We start from the raw sequence: 18,773 nt of genomic DNA, 5'->3' as shown, positions 1-18,773 counted from the left end.
TCTAATGATGCTTGTGGTGGGTGGATTTTAAGTATATGAGGCCATGGGCCTTTTTTTATGCAAAAAACCCTGTTAATAGAATATCACTTAAGATATCCATCAACAGGATTTAGTATAGAGCCATTTTTTTTCAAAAAGCATGGTAAAATAGTCGGGAGTTAGTTATAAAAAAACTAGTTAGATAAGAGGAAAAGAATGCGAATACTTTTTGTTGGTGACGTCGTTGGAAATAAAGGACAAGAGATGGTTCAAACCTACCTGCCTCAATTAAAGCGGGATCTAAAACCTCAAGCAACCATTGTAAACGGGGAAAACTCAACTGCAGTTGGCCGTGGGATCAGCCAAGCAATTTATAAAAAAATCTTGCAAGCTGGTGCTGATGTGGTCACACTTGGAAATCACGCTTGGGATAATCGTGAAATTTATGATTTCATCAATAGCACAGATAAATTAATTCGTCCTGCCAATTTTCCAGGCGACCATGTTCCTGGCAAGGGTGTAACGAGTATTCGAATCAATAGTGCATCTCTAGCTGTGATTAATCTTCAGGGCCGGGTTTTCATGAATACCTTAGATGATCCATTTCAAAAGGCTGAGGAAATAATTTCAGAAGTTGAGAAGCAAAATAATTTTATTTTTATTGATTTTCATGCCGAAACAACTAGTGAAAAACGTGCGTTAGCAACGTATTTAGATGGTAGGGTATCAGCGGTAGTAGGCACGCATACTCATGTTCAAACAAGTGATGCACAGATTTTGAACGACGGAACAGCATTTCTGACTGAAGTCGGAATGACTGGTCCAGCGAATAGCATCTTGGGAATGAAATCAGGTGCAGTTATTGAACGATTTTTAACTCAACGTCCTGGCCGATTCGAAGTTGAAGACAATGGTCCGGGAATTCTTTCCGGTTGTGTAATCGATTTAGACGACAATACTGGTTTGGCCAAGGCAATCAAGCCTATTTTAATTAGTAAAGAACATCCTTATATGGGTTAGGTAATAGAGAGGATTTTTTGGAGTGGCAAAGACAGCTAAAGTAGCCAATCAAACACCAATGATGGTGCAATATCAAAAAATTAAAGACCAATATCCTGATGCTTTTTTGTTTTATCGTCTTGGAGATTTCTACGAAATGTTTAATGATGATGCAATCAAAGGCGCACAATTATTGGAATTAACATTGACGACTCGGAATCATAAGTCGGACAACCCAATTCCAATGTGTGGTGTACCCCATCATGCAGTGCAGAATTACATCGATATTTTAGTGGATAAAGGCTATAAAGTGGCCATTTGTGAGCAGATGGAAGATCCTAAGCTGGCCAAAGGAATGGTTAAACGTGAAGTGATCCAATTGGTGACGCCAGGAACCAATACGGAGGTTGGATCAGAAAGCGCTAAATCAAATAATTACCTCACGGCACTGGTAGCCAACACCGATTCGCATGAAATGGGATTTGCCTACGCAGATATTGCTACTGGGGAATTGAAAGTGGCAACCTTGATTGATGTGAATGAGTTGCTGAATGAAGTAGTCAGTCTGAGAACAAAGGAAATCGTTGTGAATTCAACGGTTCCAAGCACACTGATTGATCAAATTACCAAATTAGGCATACTAGTTTCTCATCAAGAAGAAATTGTGATACAGGCTGAGTCGAGTTATCTGTCTCAAGATATTGATGATGATAATCAGCAACAAGCTTTATCTCTGCTTTTGATGTACATCAACGTCACACAAAAGCGGAGTTTGGCGCATCTTCAGCGTGCTGAAAGCTACGAGCCATCACGTTATTTAAAGATGGACCATTACTCACAATATAACCTTGAGTTAACTCACAATATTAGAACTAAGAAAAAATCAGGCACCTTGCTGTGGCTATTAGATGAGACTAAAACCGCAATGGGCGCACGTTTATTAAAACAATGGCTTGATCGCCCATTGCTTTCTAAAACCGCAATTGAGGATCGCCAAAATAAGGTTAGAGTGCTACTTGATCATTACTTTGAAAGAAGCAATCTTCAGGATGAACTGGTTTCTGTGTATGATTTGGAACGTTTAGCCGGACGAGTGGCCTTTGGTAGTGTCAATGGTCGGGACCTTATTCAGTTAAAGACGTCCTTACAGCAAATGCCTAAAATCATCCACGTCTTGGAGACCCTAGATGCACCAGAATTGGATAACATTTTGAAATCGTTGGATCCGGTTGAAGATGTGGCGACAGCCATCGAAAATGCGATTGTTGACGATCCACCATTGTCAGTTACCGAGGGGAACGTTATCAAGGATGGCTATAATGCTAAGCTTGACGAGTACCGGGATGCTATGCGAAATGGTAAGCAATGGATTGCTGAATTACAGGAATCAGAGCGTGAGGCAACGGGTATTAGTACCTTGAAAGTCGCTTATAATCGCGTTTTCGGTTACTATATCGAGGTGACAAAGGCTAATCTCAATAAGTTACCCGAAGGACGCTATAAAAGAACGCAAACACTGACTAATGCAGAGCGTTTTTCGACGCCTGAATTAAAAGAACGGGAACAGCTCATACTAGAAGCGCAAGAAAAATCATCAGCGTTAGAGTATTCACTTTTTACTGGAGTTCGCGATATTGTGAAGGATGCTATTCAACGTCTCCAAAAATTGGCCAAAGTGGTTGCAACTTTGGATATTCTTCAGAGCTTTGCGGTAGTAAGTGAAGATTATCGATTAGTTCAGCCTAAAATGAGCGAGGACAGTCACGATTTGGAGATTGTTCAAGGACGTCATCCAGTTGTTGAAAAGGTGATGGGACGTCAAAGTTACGTTCCAAATGACATTCATATGGACCCTAAGACAAGTATCTTGTTAATCACGGGGCCTAACATGTCTGGTAAAAGTACTTACATGCGTCAATTGGCGTTAACAGTCATCATGGCTCAGATGGGGTGCTTTGTACCTGCTGAGTCTGCTAAGTTACCAATTTTTGATCAAATTTTCACTCGAATTGGTGCTGCAGATGACCTAATTTCGGGTCAAAGTACGTTCATGGTTGAAATGCAAGAAGCGAACCAGGCTATCTTGCACGCGACACCTAATTCCTTGATTTTATTTGACGAAATTGGCCGGGGTACGGCCACTTATGACGGGATGGCTTTAGCCCAGTCAATTATTGAGTATGTCCACAACAATGTTCACGCCAAAACGCTTTTCTCGACCCACTACCATGAATTGACTGCTTTAGAAGATAGTTTATCCGATTTGAGGAATGTCCATGTTGGGGCGGTTGAAAAAGATGGCGAGCTCGTTTTCTTGCACCAGGTTGAATCTGGCCCAGCAGACAAGTCATACGGTATTCATGTGGCTAAATTAGCGGGGATGCCTAATGATCTTTTGAGTCGTGCAGCCAAAATCCTGTCAGAGTTGGAGTCTGAAAATAAGACGAACAATATTTCAACAGTTGAAAGCAAACCAATGGCGAAGGTAAGTGAGCCGGATGTTGCAGAGGTCGACACCATTAATGAAGATGAACAACTCTCGCTCTTCAGCGAGAGTCAACTTGACCCGAAAGTTACGGCAGTCGTTGATTCGTTGAAAAAATTGAATTTGATGTCTGTGACACCGATGGACGTTATGAATTTAGTGAACAAGTGGCAGCAGAAATTGAGCAAGTAAGTTAAGGAGGAATTCTATTGGCCAAAATTCATGAGTTATCAGCAGTCTTGGCTGATCAAATTGCAGCTGGAGAAGTTATAGAACGACCAGCTTCAGTTGTGAAAGAATTGGTTGAAAACGCAATTGATGCGAACAGCTCCGAAATTGACATTAAAATTGAAGAGGCAGGCTTGAAACTCATTTCGGTAATCGATGATGGGGATGGCATTGCGTCTGATGATGTTGCGATGGCTTTTAAGCGCCATGCGACAAGTAAAATTATCGATCGTCAGGACTTATTTAAGGTGCACTCATTGGGCTTTAGAGGTGAGGCTCTACCTAGCATCGCCTCAGTTGCCGATGTGACTCTAAGCACTTCTACGGGTGGTGAGGGCACTGAAATCCATATTTCTGGTGGCCAAGTTATTGAAGAAAAGCCAGCGGTTGCTCGTAAAGGGACGACCATTACGGTTAAAGACCTCTTCTATAACGTGCCAGCTAGGCTAAAGTATGTAAAATCGGTAAATACTGAGTTGTCGAAAATTACCGATATTGTGAACCGCTTAGCGTTGAGTTATCCAGCTATTTCTTTTTCGTTAACGCACAATGGCCGAGAACTGATGAGAAGCGCAGGTCGTGGTGATCAACTTCAAGTTATTTCCGGCATTTATGGCATTTCGAACGCTCGGGAAATGGTTAAGATTGAAAATCATACCGATGATTTCACGGTTAGTGGCTATGTTTCGCTACCTAAATTAACAAGATCAAGTCGCTCATATATCACGTTGTTATTGAATGGACGATACATCCATAATTTTCAGTTAACTAAGGCCATTGTTTCTGGATACGGCTCGAAGCTAATGGTTGGCCGATTTCCGTTAGCAGTAATTAACATTCAAATGGATGCCTTGCTAGTGGATGTGAACGTCCACCCAACTAAACAAGAAGTTAGAATTACTAAGGAAGACGAATTGACCGAGCTGATTTCACAAACTATTTTTAATCGTTTGGCTAGTGAGAATTTGATTCCGGATGCAGCGGAGAATTTGAATAAACGGGTTAATGAGAAGGTCAACACGGATCAACTCTCAATTAATTTGAATGAAGTTTCAGAAAAATATGATTTTCAAGCGGACGTTCCAACGCCAGAGGTGACCAAAGAGACTAGCGAACCCCAAACTAAGGGAGCCCTGTTTGATGCCATTACCAGCGATGCGCCTTACGAGCCACTAGTGATTAAAACCAAGGCGGATCTTAATAGTGATCGTATGAAGCAATTTGAAGCTAAATATGCAGAGACTACGTCTGAGCCAACTGTTCAAACGGCTGAATCTGAGGCGACACTTAGTGATGACATGCTACGCCAACCGGTATCAAAAGAGGAACGATTCCCTGATTTGCGCTATATTGGTCAAATGCATGGCACCTATTTACTGGCCGAGGATGAATCTGGATTATACATTCTGGACCAACACGCGGCACAGGAACGGGTGAACTATGAGTATTATCGCAAAGCCATTGGTGAGGTTTCGGACGATCAACAAAATCTGTTAGTTCCAATTATGCTCGATTATCCAACGGCCGATGTGTTAAGAATTCAGTCTAATTTAGAGAAATTAGCCAGTGCCGGAATTGAATTAGAGGCGTTTGGTCAAAATAGTTTTATTGTTCGCCACCATCCAACCTGGTTTAAAGCCGGACAAGAGGAAGATACTATCAAAGAAATGATTGACTGGGTGATTGCGGACGGTCGTATTTCAGTGGCTGATTTTCGTGAAAAAACAGCCATCATGATGAGCTGTAAGCGTGCGATTAAGGCTAATCACCATCTTGATGACCAACAGGCAAAGGCATTAATTGAAAAGCTCAAAACGGCTGAAAATCCGTTTAACTGTCCTCATGGACGCCCAGTGTTAGTCCATTTTGACAATCAAGACATGGAAAAAATGTTCAAACGAATTCAAGATGCGCACCAGACTGGGTTAACCGATTTTGCCTAAGGGGTTCGAGTTCGAATCCGAATGTGATACAATTTTAAGCAAACGTATGTTTAGATTGGACGAAAAATAGCATGTATGAATACCTGACAGGCAAAATTACTGACATTAAACCTGACCATATTGTGGTCGACGTCAACGGCGTAGGCTATCTTGTCTATGCTGCTAATCCTTATTATTTCCAAGAAGGTGAGACGGATAAAGTGTATATTCATCAGACAATCTCTGATAGTGCACACAGTTTATACGGCTTTGCCTCATCAGAGGAAAAGCAACTTTTTGAAAAGCTGTTGAACGTTTCTGGAATTGGGTCAAAAAGTGCGTTGGCTATTGTGGCAAATGAGGATCATCAAGGGATTGTGAATGCGATTAACCAAGAGAACGTGACCTTTTTAGTGAAATTCCCTGGTATTGGGAAAAAAACAGCCCAGCAGATTATTCTGGACCTAAAAGGAAAGCTTGGTGAATTTGCTGGCATGACTGCAGAACCTGTCTCGATGCCTAAGACGGCGTCACCAGAATTGCAGGATGCACTTGATGCCCTGACTGCCTTAGGTTACAAGGGGAAAGATGTGGCAAAGGTTAAGCCTGAACTAGAGAAATTAGGCAGTGTCACAACCGATCAGTACTTAAGTGAAGGTTTAAAATTCTTGATGAAATGATGATAAAAAGGAGGGGGAGCCGACATGGATGAAGATAACCGATTAGTTTCAAAAGATATCGAGGAAGACGAGGCTTCCCTGGAAGGTTCACTTAGACCACAGACTTTAGCTGACTATGTTGGACAATCGGAAATTAAGCACGAACTTTCCGTTTACATTGAAGCAGCCAAGCAACGTGAAGAGTCATTAGACCACGTCTTACTTTATGGTCCACCTGGATTGGGTAAAACAACACTTGCTATGGTGATCGGAAATGAGATGGCCGTCAACGTCAGAACGACGAGTGGGCCAGCTATCGAGAAGCCAGGAGATTTGGTGGCTTTACTGAATGAATTGAAGCCGGGTGATATTCTATTTATTGATGAAATTCATCGATTACCGAAAATTGTGGAAGAAATGCTGTACTCTGCGATGGAAGATTTCTATGTCGACATTGTGGTAGGACAGGGACCAACTGCTCATCCCATTCACTTTCCATTGCCACCATTTACTTTGATAGGCGCGACTACCCGTGCCGGTCAGTTGTCGGCCCCGCTTCGGGATCGTTTTGGGATAGTGGAGCATATGAACTACTACCGAATTGATGAATTGGAAAAAATTGTGTCTCGAACAGCAGATATTTTTCGAACTCCCATTGAAGAAGAAGGGGCTCATGCCATTGCCAGTCGTTCACGGGGGACACCGAGAATTGCGAATCGACTACTGAAACGGGTGCGCGATTTTGCCCAGGTTTCTGAGCAACACAATTCAATCGACAAACCGATTGTCGACCATTCCCTCGAGATTTTGGGAGTGGATAACAAAGGCTTGGATGGCACAGATGCTAAGCTCTTAAAGACGATGATTAATTATTATAATGGTGGTCCCGTTGGCTTGAGTACGTTAGCTGCAAATATTGGTGAAGAAGCCGATACGATTGCGGAAATGTATGAACCGTATCTGCTACAAATTGGTTTTATCAAACGAACGGCTAGAGGTAGAATGGTCACCGAAGCGGGATATGCTCATTTGGGTATTCCGTTTGTCAAATAAAACAAAATTAGGTGGAACACATGACATTAACAACAGAAGATTTTGATTATGATTTACCACATGAATTAATTGCCCAAACACCGATTGAACAGCGAGATGCTTCGCGATTATTGGTTTTGGACCATGAAACAGGTGAAATGCAAGATAAGCATTTTTACGATATCTTGGATGAATTGAATGCGGGTGACGCAGTGGTCATGAATGACTCTCGTGTGATGCCAGCTCGAATTTATGGGACCAAGCCTGAAACGGGTGGACACATTGAACTCTTGCTTTTGCATAATACTGAGGGTGATAAGTGGGAAACGCTAGCTAAGCCGGCAAAAAAGGCGCCTGTTGGTACAACCATTACCTTTGGGGATGGCCAGTTAACCGCAACGGTCACCGAAGACCTGGATCACGGTGGTAAGATGATTGAATTTCATTATGACGGGATTTTTATGGAAATTCTTGAAGCGTTAGGTGAAATGCCTTTACCACCATATATCAAAGAAAAATTAGATGATCCAGAGCGTTACCAAACGGTGTATGCTAAGCAAGTTGGGTCAGCTGCCGCGCCGACTGCGGGGTTACACTGGACGAAGGACTTATTGAAAAAAGCCCAAGATAAGGGTGTGAAGTTGGTTTATCTGACGCTTCATGTCGGTCTCGGAACCTTTAGACCAGTGGACGAGGATAATATTGAAGATCATAAGATGCACAGTGAATTCTATCAACTCACTGAAGAAGCAGCGCAAACATTACGAGAGGTCCGGGCCAATGGTGGTCGCATTATTGCAACTGGGACGACTTCTATTCGGACGCTGGAAACCATTGGAACTAAGTTTAATGGGGAAATTAAAGCTGATTCAGGATGGACCGATATTTTCATTAAGCCGGGTTACCAATGGCAGGTTGTGGATGCCTTCATTACAAACTTCCATTTACCTAAATCAACTCTTGTGATGCTTGTTGCAGCATTTACAGGTCGTGAAACCATTTTAAATGCCTACGAACACGCGATTGAAGAGCGTTACCGCTTCTTTAGTTTTGGTGACGCCATGTTCATTAAATAGTTATCTACACCAGGATTGATACACAGTCGAATTTCTGCGTATTAATTTTTTTGCCTGTTTAATTTTGGTTGATAATGGTAAAGTAGAGCGAGTTAATTTCAAAGGAGGATCCAGCAAATGGAACCAGCGATTAAATATCGCCTAATTAAAAAAGATAAGCATACCGGCGCGCGTCTGGGGGAACTCATTACCCCTCATGGTACTTTTCCAACGCCAATGTTTATGCCGGTCGGAACAAATGCAACGGTAAAATCTATGGCACCCGAAGAACTTGATGAAATGGGTGCCGGTGTCATTTTGGCTAATACTTACCATATGTGGCTCCAGCCTGGTGAATCTTTAGTCAAAGAGGCGGGTGGACTTCACAAATTCATGAACTGGGATAAGGGGATTCTAACTGATTCAGGTGGATTCCAGGTCTTCTCACTTGCCGAAAATCGCAAGTTAACTGAAGAAGGAGTCCATTTTCGAAACCCAGCAAATGGTGACAAGATGTTCTTATCACCTGAAAAGGCCATTCAGATTGAAAATGACCTTGGTCCAGATATCATGATGAGTTTGGATGAGTGTCCCCCATATTTTGAAACGTATGACTACATTAAAAATTCGGTTGAACGGACCTCAAGATGGGCGGAACGAGGGCTTCGTGCCCACCAAAACCCCGAAACTCAGGGACTCTTTGGAATTGTTCAGGGTGCGGGTTTCGAAGATCTTCGGAAACAGTCTGTGCAAGATCTCACCAGTTTAGACTTCCCAGGTTATTCTATCGGTGGGTTATCTGTTGGAGAGCCAAAGGAAGAAATGAATCGAGTACTCGAGTTTACAACACCAATGTTGCCCGAAGATAAGCCACGTTACCTCATGGGTGTCGGATCAGCAGATTCGTTGATTGACGGTGTTATTCGTGGGGTCGACATGTTTGACTGTGTCTTACCAACTCGAATTGCCCGTAAAGGCACCTTGATGACGAGTCATGGTCGTCTTGTCGTGAAGAATGCAGCGTATGCACACGACTTTTCACCAGTTGATGATAACTGTAACTGCTACACGTGTCGGAACTACACACGCGCTTACTTACGTCATTTATTCAAAGCTGACGAAATTTTTGGTATGCGTTTAGCAAGCTATCATAACTTATACTTCTTATTGAATTTGATGAAGCGGGTTCGTGAAGCCATCATGAACGATCAATTATTAGAATTACGTGAAGAGGTTTTTGAGAGTTATGGCTATAACTTACCAAACGCTAAGAATTTCTAATTTAGTAGACGATTAGAAATAAGTTTGGTACAGTATTAATTAGACAGAATAAGGGGTGAACAAGATGGGTCAATATTCAGGTATTTTACTAATCGTCATCATGTTCGTTGTGATGTACTTCTTGATGATTAGACCGCAACGAAAGCAACAACAAAAACACCAAGACACCTTAAGCAAGTTACAAAAGGGTGATCACGTTATCACAATCGGTCGTTTGCACGGTGTCGTTGATGAAATCAACGAAGAAGATAAGACTGTTACAATCGATGCAGATGGCGTTTATCTCGTGTTTGACTTACGTGCAATTGCGCAAGTGACACAAAAGTCAGCTAGTGCAGCTGTAGCTGAAGACGTTCAAAAGCCAGAAGAAGCTAAGACTGAAGAAACAGTTGAAGGCTCTGACGATGACGTCGAAAAAACAACGGACGCAGAGGCTGATAAAGCAGCAGATGCCGACACAACTAAGTAATTTACAACCAGTCAATTGATTTTGACTGGTTTTTTTGTTTAAATAGTTCTACTCGGGAGGTGGCTAATTTGGATGAATCGCAGCGAAACATTATTCACGTGGATATGGATGCTTTTTATGCCTCCATTGAAATGCGTGATCACCCAGAATATCGACACCAACCTTTAGTCATTGCCAGGGATCCTAGAACGAGTGGGGGACGGGGGGTTGTCGCGACGGCAAATTATTTGGCTCGAGCTGCTGGTATCCATTCTGCAATGAGTGCACAGGAAGCCTTAGAGCGTTGTAAGGAAGCCGTTTTCAAGCAACCAGATTTCACAAAATACCGAGCCGTCTCCCAGCAGATTCACGATATTTTTCACGAAGTAACGGATAAGATTGAATCGGTTGCGCTTGATGAGGCGTACCTAGATATTACTGAAAACAAGTTAGACCTTGATAATCCCATCGAAGTTGGTCTCTTCTTGCAACAAAAAATTTGGCAAGAGACCCGTTTGACCAGTTCCATCGGCATTTCGTATAATAAATTTTTGGCTAAGGAAGCCTCGGATTATCGAAAACCGGTTGGCATGACAATCATCAAAGAGGAAGATGCCCATGACTTTTTAATGAAGCTACCCATAGAAAAATATCGGGGCGTTGGTAAAAAAACGGTTCCAAAGATGCATGAGCTCAAGGTTTTCACTGGTGCAGACCTCTATCAGCTCTCTGAAAATCAGTTGATGCACGATTTTGGAAAGTTTGGTTATATGTTGTACCGTCGTGTCAGAGGAATTGATGATCGGCCCGTCGAGTACTTACGGGAACGCAAGTCAATTGGAAAAGAACGGACTTATGGTCAATCTTTAGCCGATGAAACGTCAGTTGCTAATCAAATTAATTTTTTGAGTGATCTAGTTTCAGATACGGTTCAAAAGCAGCAAAAGCACGGTCGGACTTTAGTGTTAAAAATTCGTTATCAAGATTTCACGACACTTACCAAGCGGTACACCTCAAAAGACTTTTTACCAAATGACCCGAAAGTATTTGCCCAGTATGCCAATCAATTGCTTGAAGAAATGCCTGATATCGAACGGGGTGTCCGCTTGCTGGGAATTACGATTACCGGGTTGGCCCCATTAGATTTTGATAATATTTCCTTACCTTTATTCGAAATAAAGGGGAAAGACCTATGATGTTCACGCAGAAAAGACTATAATTATACGGTTATGGGATAACCCACGTAACTGAAAGGACAATCAAACATGACTACCGAACAATCAATACTTGAAGCCATCCAAAAATACCAAACCATCATTATTCATCGTCATCAACGACCTGATCCAGATGCCATTGGGTCCCAATTGGGGCTTGCTGAAATCTTGAAAGCTAACTTTCCTGAAAAGCGCATTCTAAATGCGGGAAAATCTTATCCTGGATTTGATTGGTTAGGCAAGACGGATGAAATCGCTGATGATGACTATAAAGAGGCACTGGTTATTGTCGTAGACACGGCTAATCAACCTCGGGTGGATGATGAGCGTTATGATAAGGGAAAGATGCTCATTAAGATTGATCACCATCCAAATGAAGATCCATTTGGGGATGTCATGTGGGTACATCCAGATGCTTCAAGTACATCTGAATTAATTGTTGATTTAGCGGAGGCTGTTTCACCAAAGTTAATGATTCCTGATGAAGCTGGCCGTTTGCTATATGCTGGTATTGTGGGTGATACTGGGCGTTTTATGTACCCAGCCACGGCACCACACACAATGGAAGTTGCGGCGAAGTTAATGCGACTTAACTTCTCAGCAAGTGCCGTTAACCAAAAGGAAGACGAAATTACGGTTCCACTTGCTAAATTATCTGCTTATGTCTATGACAATCTTACGATTCTCGAGAGTGGCGCTGCATACATCAAACTGACGGATGAAATTCTGGAACCATTTAACTTGGTTAAGGAAAGCACATCAGCTGTTGTACCGTTGCCAGGTAAAATTGTCGGCGTAGTAGCATGGGCAATTTTTGTGGAATCGAAAGATCATACATTCCGAGTTAGACTTCGGTCAAAGGGACCGGAAATTAATCAACTCGCAATGCAGCATGGTGGCGGCGGTCATCAACTTGCTAGCGGCGCGATTGCCAAGGATGACGATGAAATCAAACAAATCATTCATGAATTGAACGAATTAGTCGTCAACAATAAAGGAGACAATGAATGAGTTTTAAAGAATTTAATTTGAAGCCGTTTTTATTAGCGGCATTGGACGAGCTTGGTTTTACGGAACCAACACCAGTTCAACAACGCTTAATTCCGGTAATTAAGAGCGGTAAAAGTGTGATTGGAAAGTCTCAAACTGGTAGTGGTAAAACACATACATTCTTACTGCCGATTTTTAATGCAATCAATCCAGAATTGGATGAAGTCCAGTCAGTCATTACAACGCCAAGTCGTGAGCTTGCTTATCAAATCTACGAAGCCGCTAAGCAATTGGCTAGTCATAGTGATACACCAATTCGGGTTGTGAACTATGTGGGTGGCACGGATAAGGCCCGCCAAATTTCAAAACTGAAGCATGAGCAACCACAAGTGATTATTGGGACGCCTGGACGTCTGCTTGACTTGGTTAAAACGGGTGAGTTGGATATTCATACTGCCAGATCATTTGTTGTGGATGAAGCGGATATGACGCTAGATATGGGCTTCTTAAGTGAGGTTGATCAGATTGCCAGTCGTTTGCCAGAAAAGTTGCAAATGATGGTGTTCTCTGCAACCATTCCTCAAAAGCTACAACCATTCTTGCGGAAATACATGTCTAATCCCGTTATGGAAGAGATTCCAGTGACATCAGTGATTAGTCCAACGATTGATAACTGGTTGATTTCGACTAAGGGTAAGAATAAAAATGATTTGATCTATAATTTATTGACGATGGGTGAGCCTTATTTGGCACTCGTATTCGCCAATACCAAAAATCGAGTCAAAGAAATCACAAGTTTCTTGAAGCAAAACGGCTTAAAAGTTGCCATGATTGAAGGAGATTTACCACCACGGGAACGGAAACGGGTCATGCGGGATGTGCAAAACCTTGATTATCAATTTGTGGTTGCCACCGATTTAGCTTCACGAGGAATTGATATCGAAGGGGTTTCACATGTTATCAATGATGGGATTCCTGATGATTTAGACTTCTTTATTCACCGAGTTGGCCGTACTGGTCGTAAGGGAATGAAGGGGATTGCAATTACTTTGTACTCACCTGATGAGGAAGATAAGATTTCTGAAATTGAGGCTTTGGGCATTGAATTCAAACCTAAAGCCATTCAAAATGGGGAAATCGTTGATTCCTATGATCGTAATCGCCGTAAAACTCGGAGCCATGGTCATGAAAAGTTAGATGGTGCTTTGATTGCTTCAATTAACAAAACTAAGAAAAAAGTTAAGCCGGGTTATAAGAAGAAGATCCAAAAAGAAATCAGCCGTGAGCAACTGAAGAAGCGTCGTTTAGAGCAACGACAACGTGGACGTAACGAACGGAAGCAGAAAAAGGAATCTTCAAACCGCTATCAATAATTGACAAGTGTGAGGAAACTCACTATACTTTTAAAAGAAATAAGTCGTGGATATGTAAGCATTACCGTCATTTGAAGAGACACTTTGGTTGGTGAGAAAAGTGATGACGGGATGACTTGTGCTCCCGCGATGAACAATTAAATCGCAGCTCAGCATGAACGAGCATCAAGAGGTATACGATTAGCATCGTTGCAAGTAAAGTGGTACCGCGCCAAGGCGTCTTTACTAGCAACGGTGCTTTTATTTTGGAAAGGAATGTCAAAATGAAAAACTTAAGCAGTAGTGAAATTCGACAAATGTATTTAGATTTTTTCAAGTCAAAAGGTCATACCATTGAACCTAGTGCATCACTAATTCCAGTGGACGATCCATCTTTGTTATGGATTAACTCTGGTGTTGCCACAATGAAAAAGTACTTTGATGGCAGTGTTGTGCCTGACAATCCAAGGCTAACAAGTTCCCAAAAGAGTATTCGAACGAACGATATTGAAAACGTTGGTAAAACCGCTCGACACCATACATTATTTGAAATGCTGGGAAACTTCTCTGTGGGCGATTACTTTAAGGATGAGGCCATCACTTGGGCTTGGGAATTACTCACGTCTGAAGAATGGTTTGGCTGGGACCCAGAAAAGCTTTACATGACTGTTTATCCAGAGGATCAAGATGCTAAAAAGGCTTGGGAAAAGGTTGGGGTTGCACCTGACCACATTATCGAAGCTGAAGACAACTTCTGGGATATTGGTGAAGGCCCCTCAGGACCCGATTCTGAAATTTTCTACGATCGTGGTGAAGCATTCAATGATTTAGCAGAAGATGATCCAGAAAACTATCCTGGTGGTGAGAACCAACGCTATCTTGAAGTTTGGAATATCGTCTTTTCACAGTTTAACCACGAACCAGATGGTAGCTATAAGCCATTGCCTCGGAAGAACATTGATACGGGGATGGGGCTCGAACGAGTCGTTTCCGTTTTCCAAAATGCAAAAACTAACTTCGAAACAGATTTGTTCATGCCAATGATTGAGGAAACTGAGTCCTTAAGTGGCACAGTTAAATATGGACAAGATCCGAAACTAGACGTCTCATTTAAAGTGATTGCGGATCACTCACGGGCAATTACATTTGCTATTGGGGATGGCGCCTTACCTTCAAATGAAGGCCGAGGCTACATCATCCGTCGCTTGATTCGTCGTGCGGTTGTAAATGGACAAAAACTAGGCATCCAAGGTCCATTCCTATACAAACTAGTTGCCGTTGTTGGCAAAGTTATGCAGGCTTACTACCCTGAAGTTCTTGAACAAAGTGACTATATCGCCAAAATTGTGAAGTCGGAAGAAGACCGTTTTAACGAAACGTTGGTCGATGGTCTTAGATTACTGAATAATTTAATTGATGAAACCAAGCAAGATAAAACCTACCTAATTAATGGGGAAGATGCATTTAAGCTCTATGATACTTACGGATTCCCAGTTGAATTGACCAAAGAATATACAGAAGATGAAGGCATCAAAGTTGATGAAGATGGCTTTAAGGTTGAAATGGAGAAACAACGTGATCGTGCTCGAAAAGCTCGTGGCAACAAGAAAGCGATGGGCCTTCAAAACGATCTGTTAGTCGATGTCAAAGTGCCAAGTCAATATGTCGGCTATAACCAATTAACTGTTGATGATACGCAAGTTAAGACAATTATTGTGGATAACCGCCTGGTTCAAAAGACTGCGACTGGACATGCACAAGTAATCTTTGCTGAGACGCCATTCTACGCGGAAATGGGTGGTCAGGTTGCTGATCAAGGAAATATCTATGATTTAGACGGTAATTTGGTGGCAGAGGTTATTGATGTTCAGCACGCACCAAATGGTCAAAACTTGCACACCATTGATGTCAAACGTCCGATGGCGATTGATGATCACTTCAAGCTCGTCGTAGACCCTATGTTCCACAGCAAGGTAGAAAAGAATCACAGTGCAACCCACCTACTGGATCAAGCATTGCGAAATGTCTTTGGTGAACACACACAACAAGCCGGTTCACTTGTTGAGCCTGACTACTTACGATTTGACTTTACGCACTTCGGTCAAGTAACGGATGAAGACTTGATGAAGGTTGAACAAATTGTTAACGAACAAATTTTTGCTGAATTACCAGTTACGACGGTTGAAACTGACCCAGAAACGGGTAAAAAGATGGGTGCGATTGCCCTGTTTAGTGAGAAGTATGGTAAGACGGTTCGAGTAGTTTCAATCGGAGATTTCTCAATTGAATTCTGTGGTGGAGACCATGTTTCAAACACAAGTGAAATCGGTCTCTTCAAGATTAAGAGTGAGTCAGGGATTGGTGCGGGAACTCGTCGAATTGAAGCGGTAACGTCAAAAGAAGCGTTTGAATTTTTGAATGGCCAAAGTGATATGCTTAAAACGATTGCTCAAGACCTTAAGGCACCTCAATTAAAGGATGTACCTCACAAAATTGAACAATTGAATGATCAAGTCAAGAGCTTGCAAAGTGAAACGAAGTCATTGCATGCTAAATTAGCTGGTCAGCAAGCTGATAAGATTTTTGAAGAAATCCAAGAGATTAACGGGAAAAAGTTGATTGCCGGTACAGTACAAGTTTCTGGTATGGATCAACTTCGTCAGTTAGCAGATACTTGGCGTCAAAAGAACTATTCTGATATTTTGGTTCTTGGTGCTCAGGTTGATGATAAGGCAAACTTAATTGTGGCTGTTGCAGATGAAGTTACGAAGCAGGGCATCAAAGCCGGTGACTTAATCAAGGCTATCTCGCCTAAAATCAATGGTGGTGGCGGTGGTCGTCCAAACCTCGCCCAAGCCGGTGGAAAGAAACCTGAGGGATTAGAAGATGCTATCAAAGCTGCCTCAGAGTGGGTTTCAGCACTTTAATTAGCATTATTACGAATCAATTACATTGAACGCCTTTCATTGTAGTTTGCATGATTATCTTGTAGAATTGTTACAAACAGGAGTGTGGAGGTGTATCAGGTTGAGTGCATTAGACAAGACGATGTATTTTAATTTTGGTGAGAAGAAGCCAAAGGATGTTCATGATACGCTGGAGACAGTCTATCAAGCTCTCGAGGAAAAAGGTTATAATCCAATTAACCAAATTGTGGGGTACTTGCTTTCTGGTGACCCAGCCTATATTCCTCGTTTGAACGACGCACGTAATTTAATTCGCAAACATGAACGCGACGAAATCATTGAAGAACTCGTTCGAGTTTATTTAAACGATACGAAGGACAGTGACAAATGAAGCGTTTGATGGGATTAGATGTTGGTTCACGAACAGTTGGGGTAGCAGTCAGTGATGCGCTGGGCTGGACAGCCCAGGGAATCGAAATCATTAGAATTAATGAGGATGAATCTCAATTTGGATTAGATCGAGTGGCGGAACTCGTCACGCAGTACGAAGTCGGTGGTTTTGTATTGGGGTTACCAAAGAACATGAATAACTCTCAAGGACCTAGGGCAGAAGCTGCGCGTTATTATGGTGAGCTTTTAACTGAAAAGTTTGGACTCCCCATTGATTTTGAAGACGAGCGATTGACAACCGTTGAAGCGGAGCGTATGTTAGTTGAGCAAGCTGACACTTCCAGACGCAAACGGAAGCAAGTAATCGATAAGTTAGCGGCAGGGTTGATTCTACAGAATTACCTTGATCGACATGGTAAATTATTACAATAAAAGCGAGGGACCACACATGAGCGAAGAAAACCAACAAATTACTTTGGTTGACGAAGACGGCAACGAAGAATTATACGAAGTTTTATTCACATTTAAATCACCTGATTACGGGAAGTCATACATTTTGATGTACCCAGCAGGTAAAGCAGACGATGAGGAAGTTGATATTCAAGCTTACCAACTTCCAGACAAAGATGATCCTGCTAACCCATCAGGAGGCGATTTATTACCAATCGAATCCGATGAAGAATGGGATATGGTCGAATCAATGCTGAACACCTTCTTAAATGGTGGCGGTACGGATGCATTTGATCAAGACTGGGGAGACCCTGAAAAGTAAAGAATGTGGAATCGCGAATTTATGCGATTCCATTTTTTTTGGAACAATAAAGAATTAAGGCTGAGTCTACCTTGAACCCTCAATTCGTGATAGAATTGAATTTGTTAATTTTAGGAGGGTGGATAAAAATTATGGCAGATGATAAACGCCGATTTAAAGCTGTCATCGGGGGTAAGACCTATACCATCGTAGGATCGCGTTCAGAGGCGCATATGCAGGCGGTTACTGAACAAATGAATCGAGAGCTCTCACAATTAAATGAACTCGCCCCCCGGATGTCAAAAGAGGATGCCGCTATTTTATTGGCATTTAATGCAATTTCAGATCAACTGATTGCAACGCAAAAACTGAATGAATTAAAATCAAATAACGAAAATCAATAACAAAAAGAGGATAGGAAGCTTATGGTTCTTTCCATCATCATTTTAGTCTTACTGATTCATGGTTTTCGCCGCGGTTATCGTCGCGGCTTTGTTCTGACAATTTTAGATGTTGTAGCGCTATTAGCGGCGACTGTTTTTGCCAATTTACTGGCCAAACCGGTGGGCAACTTTCTAAGTCAGCTGCTTCCCAGCCCAGAATTTTCTGGACATAATTTGCTAGGAGAATCGGTCACCAGTACACTGTTCTTCAACGGATTAGGGTTCTTTATTGCGGTGACACTATTTTGGATTGTCGTCAGAGCAATCAAACGAGCCAGTCGATTCTTTACACGGTTGCCCGTGATTCACTTAGCCAATGCCTTGGCCGGAAGCATATTAGGTGTCTTGATCTGGTATGTTGTCATCTTTTTGGCACTTCAACTTCTGATGTTGTTTTCAATTGATTGGTTAACGGATCAATATCAAGCTTCGGAAATTGCTCAGTGGATTGTTGAGAAAACGCCAGGCTTGACAGGCTCAATTTATGACTGGTGGTTGGCAAGATAGACACGTTGAAGTTGTGACTCAGATTGATGTCACAACTTTTTTAATAAGAGGGAATTAACGCGGACGAGTACAAGTCTTTGGTAACCAGCCGTTCTGCGTTAAAATGAATCGAGAAACGATTGAAGTGTATTT

General features: G+C 42.1%; 17 protein-coding genes. All 17 read left to right on the top strand.

Annotated elements, in window-relative coordinates; translation table 11 throughout:
• Window positions 1-195: 195 nt before the first annotated feature.
• The 17 genes from LOSG293_RS05695 (at window position 196) to LOSG293_RS05615 (ending at window position 18,641) form a co-directional block, all read left to right on the top strand.
• A complete protein-coding gene (locus LOSG293_RS05695; protein WP_034528081.1) occupies window positions 196-999 on the top strand; it encodes a TIGR00282 family metallophosphoesterase in 804 nt (267 codons plus the stop codon).
• Window positions 1,000-1,057: 58 nt separating this feature from the next.
• A complete protein-coding gene (mutS, locus tag LOSG293_RS05690; protein ID WP_034528093.1) occupies window positions 1,058-3,655 on the top strand; it encodes a DNA mismatch repair protein MutS in 2,598 nt (865 codons plus the stop codon).
• A gap of 17 nt (window positions 3,656-3,672) precedes the next feature.
• Complete coding sequence (gene mutL, locus LOSG293_RS05685) at window positions 3,673-5,634, top strand: DNA mismatch repair endonuclease MutL (protein WP_034528078.1); 1,962 nt, start codon at window positions 3,673-3,675, stop codon at window positions 5,632-5,634.
• 71 nt (window positions 5,635-5,705) lie between these two features.
• A complete protein-coding gene (ruvA, locus tag LOSG293_RS05680; protein ID WP_034528074.1) occupies window positions 5,706-6,293 on the top strand; it encodes a Holliday junction branch migration protein RuvA in 588 nt (195 codons plus the stop codon).
• A gap of 24 nt (window positions 6,294-6,317) precedes the next feature.
• Window positions 6,318-7,325: a Holliday junction branch migration DNA helicase RuvB gene (ruvB, locus tag LOSG293_RS05675; protein ID WP_034528072.1), complete on the top strand. Its 1,008-nt coding sequence runs from the start codon at window positions 6,318-6,320 to the stop codon at window positions 7,323-7,325.
• Window positions 7,326-7,345: 20 nt separating this feature from the next.
• Window positions 7,346-8,380: a tRNA preQ1(34) S-adenosylmethionine ribosyltransferase-isomerase QueA gene (gene queA, locus LOSG293_RS05670; RefSeq protein WP_034528070.1), complete on the top strand. Its 1,035-nt coding sequence runs from the start codon at window positions 7,346-7,348 to the stop codon at window positions 8,378-8,380.
• 117 nt (window positions 8,381-8,497) lie between these two features.
• On the top strand, window positions 8,498-9,640 hold the full coding sequence (gene tgt, locus LOSG293_RS05665; protein WP_034528067.1) for a tRNA guanosine(34) transglycosylase Tgt: 1,143 nt from the start codon (window positions 8,498-8,500) through the stop codon (window positions 9,638-9,640).
• Window positions 9,641-9,704: 64 nt separating this feature from the next.
• The gene (gene yajC / locus LOSG293_RS05660) at window positions 9,705-10,109 is read left to right on the top strand and encodes a preprotein translocase subunit YajC (RefSeq protein WP_034528064.1); all 405 of its coding nucleotides are present in this window, start codon (window positions 9,705-9,707) and stop codon (window positions 10,107-10,109) included.
• Window positions 10,110-10,168: 59 nt separating this feature from the next.
• Window positions 10,169-11,284: a DNA polymerase IV gene (gene dinB, locus LOSG293_RS05655; RefSeq protein ID WP_034528061.1), complete on the top strand. Its 1,116-nt coding sequence runs from the start codon at window positions 10,169-10,171 to the stop codon at window positions 11,282-11,284.
• A 69-nt stretch (window positions 11,285-11,353) separates the two neighbouring features.
• Window positions 11,354-12,313 carry a DHH family phosphoesterase gene (locus LOSG293_RS05650; protein ID WP_034528058.1) on the top strand — a complete coding sequence of 320 codons (960 nt, stop codon included), beginning with the start codon at window positions 11,354-11,356 and terminating at the stop codon, window positions 12,311-12,313.
• Complete coding sequence (locus tag LOSG293_RS05645) at window positions 12,310-13,665, top strand: DEAD/DEAH box helicase (protein ID WP_034528056.1); 1,356 nt, start codon at window positions 12,310-12,312, stop codon at window positions 13,663-13,665. Before LOSG293_RS05650 ends, LOSG293_RS05645 begins: the two co-directional genes overlap by 4 nt.
• A 263-nt stretch (window positions 13,666-13,928) precedes the next feature.
• Window positions 13,929-16,571 (top strand): alanine--tRNA ligase, encoded by a 2,643-nt coding sequence (gene alaS, locus LOSG293_RS05640; RefSeq protein WP_034528054.1) that lies wholly within the window; start codon window positions 13,929-13,931, stop codon window positions 16,569-16,571.
• Between the two features lie 100 nt (window positions 16,572-16,671).
• Window positions 16,672-16,941, top strand: coding sequence for an IreB family regulatory phosphoprotein (locus LOSG293_RS05635; RefSeq protein ID WP_034528051.1), 270 nt, complete (start codon window positions 16,672-16,674; stop codon window positions 16,939-16,941).
• Window positions 16,938-17,372, top strand: a complete 435-nt coding sequence (gene ruvX, locus LOSG293_RS05630; protein ID WP_034528048.1) for a Holliday junction resolvase RuvX — start codon at window positions 16,938-16,940, stop codon at window positions 17,370-17,372. Before LOSG293_RS05635 ends, ruvX begins: the two co-directional genes overlap by 4 nt.
• A 16-nt stretch (window positions 17,373-17,388) precedes the next feature.
• Window positions 17,389-17,712, top strand: a complete 324-nt coding sequence (locus tag LOSG293_RS05625; protein WP_081919909.1) for a DUF1292 domain-containing protein — start codon at window positions 17,389-17,391, stop codon at window positions 17,710-17,712.
• Between the two features lie 131 nt (window positions 17,713-17,843).
• Complete coding sequence (locus LOSG293_RS05620; RefSeq protein WP_034528046.1) at window positions 17,844-18,095, top strand: cell division protein ZapA; 252 nt, start codon at window positions 17,844-17,846, stop codon at window positions 18,093-18,095.
• A gap of 21 nt (window positions 18,096-18,116) precedes the next feature.
• Window positions 18,117-18,641 carry a CvpA family protein gene (locus tag LOSG293_RS05615; protein WP_034528043.1) on the top strand — a complete coding sequence of 175 codons (525 nt, stop codon included), beginning with the start codon at window positions 18,117-18,119 and terminating at the stop codon, window positions 18,639-18,641.
• The last annotated feature ends 132 nt before the right edge of the window (window positions 18,642-18,773 follow it).

The sequence above is a fragment of the Secundilactobacillus oryzae JCM 18671 genome, from assembly GCF_000740055.1.
Taxonomy (GTDB): Bacteria; Bacillota; Bacilli; order Lactobacillales; family Lactobacillaceae; genus Secundilactobacillus; species Secundilactobacillus oryzae.
The sequence above is the reverse complement of the archived record's forward strand: the minus strand, read 5'-3'. Positions and strand labels throughout refer to the sequence as shown.